The sequence below is a fragment of the Stenotrophomonas sp. HMWF023 genome, from assembly GCF_003060985.1.
Lineage (GTDB): Bacteria > Pseudomonadota > Gammaproteobacteria > Xanthomonadales > Xanthomonadaceae > Stenotrophomonas > Stenotrophomonas lactitubi.
Genome location: NZ_QAIJ01000358.1, coordinates 5,097 through 17,472, shown reverse-complemented (window position 1 = coordinate 17,472; position 12,376 = coordinate 5,097). Strand labels below are relative to the sequence as shown.

Below are 12,376 nucleotides of genomic sequence, written 5' to 3'. Positions count from 1 at the left end.
CCCACCGCCCCCAGCCAAACCAGCGCTTTCCGCAACCAACCGTCCACCCACGAGGGGCTGCGCCGTTCGCGGGAACATCACTTCGCCGGCGACACCCACATGTCGATGACCGCACTGAACACTTCCGTGCCCGCGTGGTCGCGCACGCTCACCGTCACCGGCAACGCGTAGCCTTCCGCCGCCACCACGATCGGCTGCGCCGGCAACGCCGTCGCGTGCAGCGTGCCGCGGGCCTTGGCCAGATAGCGCACCTGCATGCCCTTTGGGATCCAGCGCATGCCCTTCGGCAGCGAAGCATCGACCATCAGCCCGGCGGTCAGCTCGGCCAGATTGCACATCGCGATCGCGTGCACCGTACCGATGTGGTTGCGCACCTTGCGGCGGTCGGCGAGCGTGCCCTCGCAGCGGCCGTTCTCGAGGAGAGTGATGCGCGGGGCGATGCTGGCGAAGTAGGGCGCCTTGAAGCACACCGCGCGCGAGAACAACCAGTTGCCGGCAGGCCAGCGCTGCAGGCGGTGGTAAAGCGTAAGCAGTGGAGCAGACATCGGGTGTCTCCCTAAAGAAACGGCGGACCGAAGTCCGCCGTTGTCGTTTACATGGTGGCTGCGATCACGCGGCCTGCGACTGCGCGCCCTTCTGTTCGCGCTTGTAGTAGCCCGCCGAGCGCAGCTCTTCTGGATCGAAGTCGTCCACGGTGATGGTTTCCAGGGTGAGCGTGCGCAGCTCCTCGAGCAGGGTGCGTTCGTCCTGGGTGATCACGCCTTCGGCCACGGCCTCGTCCAACTGGGTGACGAAATCCAGCGCTTCGATGCCCTTGGTCTTGAGCGCCTTGATGAACTTGCGCTCCACCGGCTCGGCCATGATCGCCTTGCTCAGGTAGCTGTTGATGCGGCCACCCGGGTTGTTCTCGCACGGGGTCAGGAACACGCCGCTGGCGAGGCGGTCGCGGGCTTCGTTCGGTGCCATCAGCAGCGCAGCCACGCGACGGCTCAGGCGGTCGCCCGGGGCCTCGGCACGTCGGCCCAGCGGGAAGATCAGTGCCCACATCAGCCAGCCGATCGGACGGATCGGGAAGTTGCGCAGGGCCGCCGACAGCGATTCCTCGATCTTGTGCACGCTGTCATGGAAGGCCCAGGCCAGCAGCGGCTGGTCGGCCTGCGGCGCGCCTTCGTCGTGGTAGCGCTTGAGCATGGCGCTGGTCATGTAGACGTGGCTCAGCACATCGCCCAGGCGGCCGGACAGCGATTCCTTGAACTTCAGCTTGCCGCCGAGCGTCATCATCGAGATGTCGGCCATCAGCGCCAGGTTGGCCGAGTAGCGGTCCAGCTTGCGGAAGTAGCGGCGGGTATAGGCATCACCCGGGGCGGCACCGAAGCGCGCGCCGGTCAGGCCGAACCAGAACGAACGCACAGCATTCGAAATGCCGTAGCGGATGTGACCGAACAGGCTGCGGTCGAAGTCCTGCAGGCCGGCACGGGTGTCCGGATCCTGCGCGGCCTTCATTTCCTTCAGCACCCACGGGTGGCAGAGGATCGCACCCTGGCCGAAGATCAGCAGGCTGCGGGTCATGATGTTGGCGCCTTCCACGGTGATCGCGATCGGTGCGGCCTGCCAGCTGCGGCCGGCGAAGTTGCGCGGCCCCAGGATGATGCCCTTGCCGCCGATCACGTCCATCACGTCCGAGATCACTTCACGGCTCATGTTGGTGCAGTGGTACTTGGCGATCGCCGACGGCACCGACGGCACGTCACCGCGGTCCACAGCGGCAGCGGTGGCCTGCGACAGCGCGCTGATCTTGTACGCCTTGCCACCAATGCGGGCCAGCGCTTCTTCCACGCCTTCGAAGCGGCCGACCGACAGGCCGAACTGCTTGCGGATACGCGCGTAGGCACCGGTCACCACCGCGCCGGCCTTGGCACCGCCGCTGGCGGTGGAGGGCAGGGTGATCGAGCGGCCGACGGCCAGGCACTCGTTGAGCATGTTCCAGCCCTTGCCGGCCTTCTCGGCGCCGCCGATCAGCTGGGTCAGCGGGATGAAGACATCCTTGCCACGGATCGGGCCGTTCTGGAAGGTCGAGTTGAGCGGGAAATGGCGACGGCCGATTTCCACACCGGCGGTGTCACGCGGCAACAGGGCCAAGGTGATGCCGATATCGCGGGTGGTGCCGATCAGGCCATCCGGGTCGTACATGCGGAAGGCCAGGCCGATCAGCGTGGCCACCGGGGCCAGCGTGATGTAGCGCTTGTCGAAGGTGAGCTTGACGCCGAGGACCTGCTCGCCGTTCCACTCGCCCTTGCAGACGATGCCGTAATCGGGGATCGAGGTGGCGTCCGAGCCGGCGAACGGACCGGTCAGGCCGAAGCAGGGCACTTCGCGGCCATCTGCCAGGCGCGGCAGGTACTGGTCTTTCTGTTCCTGGGTGCCGTAATGGTTGAGCAGCTCACCCGGGCCCAGCGAGTTCGGCACGCCGACGGTCGAGCTGACCACCGAAGACACCGAGGCCAGCTTCTGGATCACCTTGTGGTGGGCCAGCGCGCTGAAGCCCAGGCCGCCGTATTCCTTCGGAATGATCATGCCGAAGAACTTGTTCTTCTTGATGAAGCTCCACAGTTCCGGCGGCAGGTCGGCATGGACGTGGGTGATCTCCCAGTCGTTGACCATCTTGCACAGCTCTTCGACAGGGCCATCAAGGAAGGCCTGTTCTTCAGCCGTCAGCTGCGGCTTGGGGTAGTTCAGCAGGATGTTCCAGTCCGGGTCACCGGTGAACAGTTCGCCTTCGAAGCCGACCGAGCCGGTTTCCAGGGCGATGCGCTCGGTCTGCGACAGCGGCGGCAGCACCTTGCGGAACACCTTCATCATCGGACCGGTCAGCAGCGGCTTGCGGATGAACGGCAGCAGCAGCGGCACGACGATCACGGCCAGTACGGCGGCAGCGACGATGGTTGCGGTCTGGTTGACGTAGGGAATGAACCAGCAGGCCACCAGCAGGGCCACGCTGATCAGCGTCCAGGTCAGCAGGCGCATGCGGTGGTAGGCAACGAACGCGCCTGCCAGCAGCAGGGCGAGGAAGGGAATGACGAGGCTCATGAGCGTGCTCCGGTGACGTGCTCGTTTATGGCGGACGAAGCTGCAGCATCCGCTGCGGGCAACACGTCCAGATAGTCCAACACAGTAGCGGTAAAGGCGTCGTTGTCATCACCGGCGACCATGTGCGTGGCCTGCGGCAACTGTACGTGGCGCGCGTGTGGCGCCAATGCCAGGAATTCGGCCACCGTCTGCGGGGTGACCAGGTCGCTGCGGCCACCGCTGACCAGCAGCAGGGGGCACTTCACCTGGCGCGCGGCCTCGGCCAGTGCATCCTGGTGCTGCTCGCTGTCGCGGGCCAGTTCGGCCACCAGGCGGGGGTCCCAATGCCAGCGCCAGCGGCCGTGGCCGTCTTCGCGCAGCAGGGCGCGCAGTGAATCCTCGGATTTGCGCGGGCGGTGCGGCACATAGGCCGAAATCACATCGGCAGCCTGTGACAGCGAGGCGAATCCTTCCGGGTGCGCGGTCATGAAGGCGAGGATGCGTTCGACGCCAGCGGTGTCCCAGCGCGGGGTGATGTCCACCAGCACCATGGCCGAGAACAGCCCGGGCCAGCGTGATTCGGCCAACAGGCCGAACAGGCCCCCCATGGACGCGGCCACCAGCACCGGCGGTCGCGGCTGCTCGCCGGCCAGCACGATCAGGTCATCGGCGAACTGCTCGCCGTGATAGGCCAGATCGGCCGCATTCCAGTCGGAATCGCCATGACCGCGGGCGTCGTAGGCCAGAGTCTGCAGGCCAGCGGCCGACAGTGCTTTGGCCGTGGTCGTCCAGGCGTGGCGGGTCTGGCCAAAGCCGTGTGCGAACAGCACGCGTCCGCGACGGCCGGAGGTGCTGGCAGTTGCAGCCAGCGAGGCGCCGTGTGCAGCCTCCAGGCGCAGGTCATGGAATGCAGCGGGAGTAGGGGACATAACCATACTCGCTAGTATGGATTGGTTCTGCAGGAAGTCAATACTGCACGGTATGGTGCGCTGCAGGAATCCCTTCTGGCCCGGTTGCCGACGGTTTCGGCCGCAACCGCGTACTGCAACGAACCCCGGCGTATGGTTAAATCAGCAAATGAATCAACCTGACGCTTCCGCCGGCGAACCGCGTGCCGGCCGCAACAGCCGCCTGAGTGCCGAAGACTGGGCCCAGGCGGCCCTCGATCTGATTGCCGAGCAAGGCGTCAGCGCCGTCGCGGTGGAGCCGCTGGCGCGCCGCCTTGGCGTGACCAAAGGCAGTTTCTACTGGCACTTCCCCTCGCGTGATGCGCTGCTGCAGGCCGCGCTGGAACGCTGGGAACTGTTCGAGCAGGAACAGGTGTTCGGCAGCCTGGAAGACGTGCCGGACCCGCGCGTGCGCCTGCGCCAGCTGTTCCAGATGGTGGCGCACGAAGTGCAGCCGCACATCATCTACAGCGAGTTGCTGAAGGCGCTGGACCATCCGATGGTGCGGCCGGTGATCGACCGCGTGTCGCAGCGGCGGCTCGATTACCTGATCGCCTCGTTCCGCCAGGCGGGCCTGAGCTCGACCGATGCACGCCATCGCGCACGCCTGGCCTACGCGGCGTATGTGGGCTTCCTGCAGTTGTCGCTGCAGCTGCAGCAGCCCAAGCAGGCGCGCGAGGACTTCGAAGCGTATGTCGAGCATCTGATCGACACGCTGATTCCGAACGGCTGAGCCGTTCTTCATCGCTGGATGCAGAAAGGCCGCGGCAATGCCGCGGCCTTTTTCTTTGGTGTTGACGCCAGCAACGAACGTACAAAAAACAACGGCCCCTTTCGGGGCCGTTGCTGCGTCAGCTGATCAGTGGATCGATCAGAACCTCTGCTTGTACTGCATGTACATGTAGCGGCCCGGCAGGTCGTACTGCGGGTCGAACATGTTGTACGACACCTGGTAGGAGACCGGCGGCTGCTTGTCCCATGCGTTGTTCAGACCCAGCATGATCGTGCCCTTCCACGGGGTGTTGTAACGCACTTGGATGTCGTGGTAGGTGGTCGAGGCAATATGGTTCTTGCCGTTCTGGCCGTCGGAGCAGTAGCCCACCAGGTCGGCGTCGCGCACCGGATCGAACGGGCAATCTTCGGTCAGCCCCGACTTGTAGCGCAGGCCGTAGTTGACGCCGAAATCGCCGTAAGACCAATCAACATACAGGTTGGAACGGATGCGCCAGTACGGATCCTGGTCGAGGTAGCGACCGGCACGGCCGTCGAGCGGAGCATCTTCGGTGGACTTGGTGTCCCACTTGGCCAGATAGGTGCTGTCCCAGCTGACGGTGAACTGGCCGAACGAGGTTTCCGGCAGCTTGTACAGGACACCCACATCCCAGCCTTCAACCTTGTACGAGGACAGGTTCTGCAGCGGCATGTCGACGTTGGTGATGGTATAGCGCTGGGTCGCGGTGCCGTAGGTCGGGTCGCGGGTGATCAGGCCGCAGTAGGCTGCCTGTTCCTGCGGCGTACCACCGTAGCAGCGATCCATGATGTCGCCGATCGCCGGACGGGTGATGGCGTCTTCGACCTCGATCTGCCACCAGTCCACGGTGACGTTCAGGCCGGTAACGAAGCTCGGGCTCCACACCAGGCCCAGCGTCTTGCTGGTCGAGGTTTCCGGCTTCAGATCCGGGTTGGACTTCCAGGTGAACGCTTCCGGCGTCTGCTTGTTGGCGCCGCTGCCGGCACCCGGCTGCTGGAAGTTGGCTGGCACGCCTTCGGCGGCACACTGCGCAGCCACCGCGCCGGTGCGACGACCGCTGGAGGCCGAGCACGGATCGGCATAGGTTTCGAACGAATCGGTGTCGCCGCGATACAGGTTGTTGATGCTCGGCGCGCGGAAGCCTTCGGAGTAGTTACCACGCACCATCAGGTCATCGATCGGCTTCCAGCGGAAACCGAACTTGTTGTTGGTGGTGTTGCCGAAGTTGCTGTACTTCGAGTAGCGCGAAGCCACGCTGAAGTCCAGCAGCTTGGCGCCCGGCAGGTCAGCCAGCACCGGGATCGACAGTTCGACGAAGAATTCGTCCAGGTCGTAGGAACCCTTGGTCGGGGCAGCGCCGTTGCCGGTGCTCAGGCCGGATGCAATGAAGGCGTCCGGATCGAACTGGCCACTCTCCTTACGGCCTTCATAACCGGCTGCGAAGCCCAGCGCACCGGCCGGCAGCTGGACGATTTCACCGGAGATGTTGGCGTAGTAGCTCTTCGACACCAGGCTGGCCGAGTCGTGCGCAGTGAACGAGGCATAGTCCAGTGCTTCCTGCGAGATCGAGCCCAGCCCGCCCAGCGGATTCATCGGCACACAGCCCGGAATGACAGCGCCGCCTGCGGTCAGACAGACGGCCTGGCCACCCTGCATGGCCGACGGGCCATAGGCCTCCTCCAGACGCTGGATGTTGAACAGGCCGTAGGTCAGGTCGTTCTGGTCGGTCTTGTCGTAACGGTAGCCGACGTCCCAGTCGAAGTTGCGGTCAGCAAACTCGAAGAAGCCTTCGAAACCGCCGTAGAAGTGCCAGTTCTTGACGTTCTGGTTGAACGAGCGACCGCCGGTTTCATTGAAACGGCGATTGACGCCGGTCAGCTTTTCACCGAACGGGTTGTACATGCTGTCGGCGCTGAGGTCCATACCGGTTACCGGCATCGCCGCGAGCAGCTGCTCGGACTTGCGCTCGTTGTACATCGCCTCGGTACGGAAGGTGATGTTGTCGGTGACGTTGTAGGAACCGGTGGCGAACAGCGAGGTGCGTTCCTGCGGGGTCAGCAGGTAGTTGTCCGGCGAGGTGTTGTAACCATGCACGTCGCTGTCGAACGGGGTCTGCACGCCGTTGATGAGTACATAGCGCTCGTCATCGCGGATGTAGGAGCCCGGGATACCGGTGCTGCTCTGGCCGCCGAAGAACGGCGGGCCACCGGCTGAGATCTTGCGATCACCAGCCATCACGGTGCCTTCCTTCACGTAGGACACGCCGAGCACCAGCGACGCGCGGTCGGTGGTGGTGCCGATGGTGAAGTCGGCCGCTTCGCGCTCGCCGTCGCCCTGGCTGTACTGGCCCTTGTAGAAGTTCGCTTCGGCGCCGTCGAAGTTCTGCTTGGTGATGATGTTCACCACGCCGGCGATGGCATCCGAACCATAGATGGTCGAAGCGCCGTCCTTCAGGACGTCGATCCGCTCGATCATCGCAACCGGGATGGTGTTGAGGTCGACGCTGCCATCCAGGCCAGTGGTCCAGCGACGGCCGTTGACCAGCACCAGGGTGCGTTCGGCACCGAGGTTGCGCAGGCTGATGCCGGACGTACCGTCGCCGCCATTGTTGAAGGTACGGTTCAGTGCGGCACCGTTGGCGGCAACGCGCTGCAGGATGTCGGCGACCGAGGTCACGCCCTGCTTCTCGATGTCGGCGCGGGTCAGGCTCAGGACCGGCTGCGAGGTTTCGATATCGGTGCTCTTGATGCGCGAACCGGTTACCGAAATGCGATCCAGGTTGGTCGCTTCCTGCGCCTGGGCTGTTACGGACGTCGCCGCACCGGCGATCAGCGCGACGACGACAGCGTCACGCAGCTTGTTGGACTGGAAATTCATTGGCTCTCTCTCTCCAAGAAATCTTGGCTGGGGTAGTGCCTGCGCGGCGGGGCCAAAAAAGAAGGCTCCAAAATCGCGAGGCTGAATCGATAGTAACGGCCCTTCGCCAAAAATTAAAGCTGTGTTAATTCACACTGTGGTTACACATGAATGCGCCTTGATTTCTTTTATTTCAACGAGTTATCGGGATGTGCGAAGAGGCGCAACCGCGCCTGCCTGCCCTTGAAGCACAAAAAAGTTTCAGTTGATGCATGTCGTGATGTATCCGTTTGTAACGGATGAGTGCTTTTCGCACTTGACAGATGCGTCCAGAAACAATTCGGGCGCCCCAGGGCGCCCGATGTTGAACACTGCTTGTTCGCAGTCGATGAGCGACTACAGATCCTGCTCGTAGCGGACGTACGGCACGGTGCCGTCGTCGTTGCTTTCGTTGCGCGGGGAGAACGGGTTCTTGCCGCGGCTGATGACGTTTTCCGCGCCAACAGTGAGCTGGCCGGACCACGGGGTGCGCCAGGTCAGGCCGATGCCCAGGCCTTCCCATTTGCCGGGCTTGCCAGGAACGTCAACCACGCGGCCGATGATGCTGCCACTGAAATTGCCGTAGCCGGCGCCCAGGCTCAGGCTCTTGCTGTCCCAGCGGTCGACGATGGCCGGAGAGGCGTCAGCCAGCGGTACCAGGCGTGCCTTGGCATACGTGCCGGCGATGGAGACAAAGCCTTCGCGACCGATGTTCTTCTGTGCGAACACGGTCAGGTCATTCTGTTCGGCGCGCAGCGAGGGGGTCTTGCTGGGCGTCGCCAGCCAGGCGGGCAGGGTCTCGCGGCCGGTGCCGGCAGTGATTCCCAGGCGGCCGGTCCCACGGTTGAGCGCGGCGGTGCCGGTCAGGCGCCGGTTGGAGCCGATGGCGTCATCGTCGTCACCCAGGCTGGCCAGCATGCAATGGCTCGCCAGTCCGCTGATGCTCGAACCGCTGCTGCTGTTGCACAGCAGGCCCAGCGAGTCGCCCGAGGACAGGCCGAACGCAGCATCGAGCGAATTGCGGCCGAAATGCCAGCGTGCGCCGACGGCCTGTTCACCGGTCGGCTCCAGGTACAGCAGGGCCTCGACCTTGCCACTGCCCTTGTTCCAGACCGGGATCACGGTGCGGGTGTCCTTGCTCTGCGCATGCACGCCCGTGATCGCGCCAAGGGCGATCAGCAGGGCCAGCGGTAGACGCAGGAAGGTACGCATCGGACCAGTTCAGACAGGGACGGACAGTGAAAGTTCCCGCTGGGGCGGGAACTCGATCCTAGGGTGTTTATGAATTCTTAACAAGCCTTGTTCCTCCCCAGATACAAGACTCATTCGTTTTTACTGAAGACGTTCAGGTGCCGGTACAGCCCCCTTGGCACCGTGGAACAGTATGCCGAACTCCGTCAACGGAAAGTGATACTCCTGTCCGCAGAATTCGCAACGTACGTCCACCGCACCAGTGTCTTCGGCAGCCGCACGGGCCTCTTCCTCGCCCAGCGAGAACAGCATCGAGGCAACCCGTTCACGCGAGCAGGAGCAGGCGAAGGACAGCGCCTTGTCACCCACCAGCTCCGCTTTTTCCTCGTGGAACAACCGGTGCAGCAGCTCCTCGGCCTGGGTGGCCAGCAGCTCGGCCTTGCCCAGGGTGTCGAACAGCGCGCTGGCGCGGGCCCAGCCGTCGTCGTCGCCCTCATCGCCCGGCAGCTTCTGCAGCAGCAGGCCGGCAGCGCCGTCGCGGCCGGCGGCCAGCAGCAGGCGCGTCGGCAACTGCTCGGACTGGCGGAAGTAGTCCTCGAACGCTTCATCCAGTTCCGGCGCGGTCAGTGCGACCAGGCTCTGGTAGCGCTGCGGTTCGCGCGGATCCAGGCCCGGGTTCTCGATGGTGATGGCCAGCAGCGAGTCCTGGCCCAGGTCGGTCAGGTCGCGGGGGGCGTCGCCGCCTTCGGCCAGCTGGACGATGCCGCGCAGGGTGCCGGCGGCAGTGCATTCGGCGAACAGGGTACGCAGGGCGGTGTTGCTGCGCAGCTGGATCGACAGGCGGCCGTCCACCTTGGTGTGGCCGGTGAACAGCGCCGAGGCCACGCAGGCCTCGCCGAGCAGTTCGGTGGCACTGTCCGGATACTCGCCGTGGGACTGGATGTCCTGCCAGGTGGCCTGCAGGCGCACATGGACGCCACGGACACCAGCGTCGGGGAGCAGGAAACGGATAAGAGAATCGGATTGGGCGGTCATCGGCTCACATCGCGCGGAAACGGGGATGGTTGCCGGATAATGCGCCGACAACCAGGCATAAGAAGGATGCACCAGTAATGGGGGCAGGGGGAGAGCAGGACAAGGTAGTGGCCGCCGCCGACACGGTGCCGCGTCGTCGCTGGCGCTGGAAACGGCTGCTGTGGCTGCCGGTGCTGTTCGTGGCCTTCAGCTGCCTGCAGGTGCTGGTGCTGCGTTTCATCGATCCGCCGCTGTCCACGGTGATGGTCTGGCGTTTCGGCGAGGCACTGGGTGAAGGCGACTGGTCCTACCGGCTGCACTACCAGTGGCGGGACCTGGACCAGATGGCGCCGAGCCTTCCCATTTCGCTGGTGGCCGCCGAGGACCAGCGCTTCCCTGACCACAGCGGATTCGATCTGCAGGCCATTGAAAAGGCGCGCGACCACAACGCGCGGGGCGGGCGCCTGCGCGGGGCCAGCACGATCAGCCAGCAGGTGGCCAAGAACCTGTTCCTGTGGCAGGGCCGCAGCTGGATCCGCAAGGGCCTGGAGGTCTGGTACACGGTGCTGATCGAAGCGTTCTGGCCGAAGCAGCGGATCCTGGAGATGTACGCCAACATCGCCGAGTTCGGCGACGGCGTGTATGGCGCCCAGGCGGCGGCGCAGACATTCTGGGGCAAGGACGCCGCGCGGCTGAGCCCTGCGGAGAGCGCACGTCTGGCGGCAGTGCTGCCGGCGCCGCGTCGCTACAACGCGGCCAAGCCAGGCCCGTACGTGCAGCGGCGCGCGGCGTGGATCCAGCGGCAGGCACGGCAGCTGGGTGGAGCGGGGTATCTGGCCGAGGATTGAGGGCGCCGACAGCAGCGGCGTCCGTGCTGCCTTTGCTTCTGGTGCCGGAAGCGGGTGGCGTGAACGGTGGACTGGCGGGCTGCACGCCCGTCAACCACGTACAATCCGGCGATGACTCGTGAGCGTCTTACCTTCGTCATCGCCGCACACAATGAAGAGCTGGTTCTACCCCAGCTGCATCCGCGATTGTGCGCGGTGCTGGACGGCCTGGCCGGAATCGATGGACACATCCTGTACGTGGATGACGGCAGCAGTGACACGACCTGGTCGTTGATCGCATCGCTGGCCCAGGCCGATCCGCGGGTATCGGCGCTGAAGCTGTCGCGCAACTTCGGCAAGGAGGCGGCGCTGACCGCCGGCCTGGACCATGTGCGCGAAGGCGCGGCGATGATCCTCGATGCCGATGGCCAGGATCCGCCGGAACTGGTGCCGCACTTTGTCGAGCGCTGGCGCGAAGGCTACGACAACGTCTACGGCACGCGCCTGGTGCGTGACGGCGAGAGCTGGAGCAAGCGTGCTGCCGCATCGGTGTTCTACCGGGTGATCGGCCGCCTCTCGCGCACTCCCATTCCGGCCGATACCGGCGATTTCCGCTTGCTTTCACCGCGCGCGCTGAGCGCATTGCGCGAGATGCGCGAACGTCACCGGTTCATGAAGGGGCTCTTCAGCTGGGTCGGTTTCCGCCGCGTGGCGGTGCCGTATCACCGGCATGCCCGTTTGGCCGGCAGCAGCAAGTTCAGCCTGTGGCGGCTGTGGAACTTCGCGCTGGAAGGCATCACCGGCTTCTCGACGGTCCCGCTGCGGGCGGCGACCTACATGGGGCTGGCCACCGCTAGCGTGGCCTTCGTGTTTGCCATCTGGGTGATCGCCAAGGCGGCGATGTACGGCGACCGTGTGGCCGGGTGGCCAACGATGATGGCGGTGATCCTGTTCCTGGGGGGCGTGCAATTGATCGCGCTGGGGCTTATCGGCGAGTACCTGGGACGCCTGTACGAGGAGTCCAAGCAACGGCCGTTGTACCTGGTTGACGCATGGTTGGCCCCTTCCGTGGCAGACTCGGAGCTGCAACCCACCCTGGGAGGGCAGGCAGATGACGTCGGTACGGCAACTGTTGGACGGCAAGTCCCCTGAAGTACATGCGGTCGCGCCTGGCGCGGCGGTGATCGATGCGATCCGGCTGATGGCACAGAAGGGCATCGGCGCGGTACTGGTGATGGATGGACCGCGACTGGTCGGGATCCTGTCCGAGCGCGATTACGCGCGCAAGATCGTGCTCCACGATCGTTCGTCGCGCGACACAGCGGTGTCGGAGATCATGACTGCGAAAGTAGTGACGGTGACCCCGGGTGAGCAGGTGGAACACTGCCTGCAGCTGGTGACCGATTACCGCATCCGCCATCTGCCGGTGGTCGAGGGCGGGCAGGTGCTGGGGGTCATTTCCATCGGTGACCTGGTGAAGTCGGTGATCGATGCGCAGCGGCGCGAGCTGGATCAGCTGCAGCAGTACATCGTGGCGGGGTAAGTTTGTCGCTGGCGGGCCTGCGGCCCGCCGGCCCGCTTTTTCAAGCAACTGCCAAAGCCTAAAGCCAGAGCCAAAGCCGAAGCCGAAGCAGCGCCTTCCTGATGTGCGAGGAGGCGGAGGGCATGGCCGTGCAGGACACGCC

At 64.7% G+C, this 12,376-nt stretch carries 10 protein-coding genes; 4 read left to right on the top strand and 6 right to left on the bottom strand.

The window, feature by feature from the left end:
- Positions 1-77 precede the first annotated feature (77 nt).
- The 3 genes from DBR20_RS21790 to DBR20_RS21780 all read right to left on the bottom strand — a co-directional run bounded on the left by DBR20_RS21790 (position 78) and on the right by DBR20_RS21780 (position 4,001).
- Positions 78-545, bottom strand: a complete 468-nt coding sequence (locus tag DBR20_RS21790) for a hotdog fold domain-containing protein (protein ID WP_108268424.1) — start codon at positions 543-545, stop codon at positions 78-80.
- A gap of 64 nt (positions 546-609) precedes the next feature.
- Positions 610-3,087 carry an acyl-CoA dehydrogenase gene (locus DBR20_RS21785; RefSeq protein WP_089236501.1) on the bottom strand — a complete coding sequence of 826 codons (2,478 nt, stop codon included), beginning with the start codon at positions 3,085-3,087 and terminating at the stop codon, positions 610-612.
- A complete protein-coding gene (locus tag DBR20_RS21780; protein ID WP_033831779.1) occupies positions 3,084-4,001 on the bottom strand; it encodes an alpha/beta hydrolase in 918 nt (305 codons plus the stop codon). The genes DBR20_RS21785 and DBR20_RS21780 overlap by 4 nt, the downstream gene beginning before the upstream one ends.
- A gap of 142 nt (positions 4,002-4,143) precedes the next feature.
- Here DBR20_RS21780 and DBR20_RS21775 point away from each other — a divergent pair, with 142 nt between their 5' ends.
- On the top strand, positions 4,144-4,746 hold the full coding sequence (locus DBR20_RS21775; protein ID WP_025877807.1) for a TetR/AcrR family transcriptional regulator: 603 nt from the start codon (positions 4,144-4,146) through the stop codon (positions 4,744-4,746).
- 138 nt (positions 4,747-4,884) lie between these two features.
- Here the strand turns inward: DBR20_RS21775 and DBR20_RS21770 are convergent, their stop codons facing one another.
- The 3 genes from DBR20_RS21770 to DBR20_RS21760 all read right to left on the bottom strand — a co-directional run bounded on the left by DBR20_RS21770 (position 4,885) and on the right by DBR20_RS21760 (position 9,885).
- A complete protein-coding gene (locus DBR20_RS21770; RefSeq protein WP_108268422.1) occupies positions 4,885-7,641 on the bottom strand; it encodes a TonB-dependent receptor in 2,757 nt (918 codons plus the stop codon).
- Positions 7,642-8,016: 375 nt separating this feature from the next.
- Positions 8,017-8,871, bottom strand: a complete 855-nt coding sequence (locus tag DBR20_RS21765) for a hypothetical protein (protein ID WP_032952038.1) — start codon at positions 8,869-8,871, stop codon at positions 8,017-8,019.
- Between the two features lie 120 nt (positions 8,872-8,991).
- Positions 8,992-9,885 (bottom strand): Hsp33 family molecular chaperone HslO, encoded by an 894-nt coding sequence (locus tag DBR20_RS21760; RefSeq protein ID WP_108268420.1) that lies wholly within the window; start codon positions 9,883-9,885, stop codon positions 8,992-8,994.
- A 77-nt stretch (positions 9,886-9,962) separates the two neighbouring features.
- Between DBR20_RS21760 and mtgA the strand changes: the two genes are divergently transcribed.
- The 3 genes from mtgA (at position 9,963) to DBR20_RS21745 (ending at position 12,234) form a co-directional block, all read left to right on the top strand.
- Positions 9,963-10,712, top strand: coding sequence for a monofunctional biosynthetic peptidoglycan transglycosylase (gene mtgA, locus DBR20_RS21755; protein ID WP_108268418.1), 750 nt, complete (start codon positions 9,963-9,965; stop codon positions 10,710-10,712).
- Between the two features lie 111 nt (positions 10,713-10,823).
- Positions 10,824-11,843 carry a glycosyltransferase family 2 protein gene (locus tag DBR20_RS21750; RefSeq protein WP_100460069.1) on the top strand — a complete coding sequence of 340 codons (1,020 nt, stop codon included), beginning with the start codon at positions 10,824-10,826 and terminating at the stop codon, positions 11,841-11,843.
- Entirely contained in the window at positions 11,803-12,234 is a 432-nt protein-coding gene (locus DBR20_RS21745) for a CBS domain-containing protein (protein WP_089236496.1), read from the top strand. The genes DBR20_RS21750 and DBR20_RS21745 overlap by 41 nt, the downstream gene beginning before the upstream one ends.
- Positions 12,235-12,376: the final 142 nt, after the last annotated feature.

Excerpts from the sequence above, each read along its gene's own strand:
- DBR20_RS21780 (WP_033831779.1), bottom strand. The coding sequence starts at position 4,001 with ATGGTTATGTCCCCTACTCCCGCTGCATTCCATGACCTGCGCCTGGAG.
- DBR20_RS21760 (WP_108268420.1), bottom strand. The coding sequence starts at position 9,885 with ATGACCGCCCAATCCGATTCTCTTATCCGTTTCCTGCTCCCCGACGCT.
- mtgA (WP_108268418.1), top strand. The coding sequence starts at position 9,963 with ATGGGGGCAGGGGGAGAGCAGGACAAGGTAGTGGCCGCCGCCGACACG.
- DBR20_RS21750 (WP_100460069.1), top strand. The coding sequence starts at position 10,824 with ATGACTCGTGAGCGTCTTACCTTCGTCATCGCCGCACACAATGAAGAG.
- DBR20_RS21770 (WP_108268422.1), bottom strand. The coding sequence starts at position 7,641 with ATGAATTTCCAGTCCAACAAGCTGCGTGACGCTGTCGTCGTCGCGCTG.
- DBR20_RS21775 (WP_025877807.1), top strand. The coding sequence starts at position 4,144 with ATGAATCAACCTGACGCTTCCGCCGGCGAACCGCGTGCCGGCCGCAAC.
- DBR20_RS21790 (WP_108268424.1), bottom strand. The coding sequence starts at position 545 with ATGTCTGCTCCACTGCTTACGCTTTACCACCGCCTGCAGCGCTGGCCT.
- DBR20_RS21785 (WP_089236501.1), bottom strand. The coding sequence starts at position 3,087 with ATGAGCCTCGTCATTCCCTTCCTCGCCCTGCTGCTGGCAGGCGCGTTC.
- DBR20_RS21745 (WP_089236496.1), top strand. The coding sequence starts at position 11,803 with ATGACGTCGGTACGGCAACTGTTGGACGGCAAGTCCCCTGAAGTACAT.
- DBR20_RS21765 (WP_032952038.1), bottom strand. The coding sequence starts at position 8,871 with ATGCGTACCTTCCTGCGTCTACCGCTGGCCCTGCTGATCGCCCTTGGC.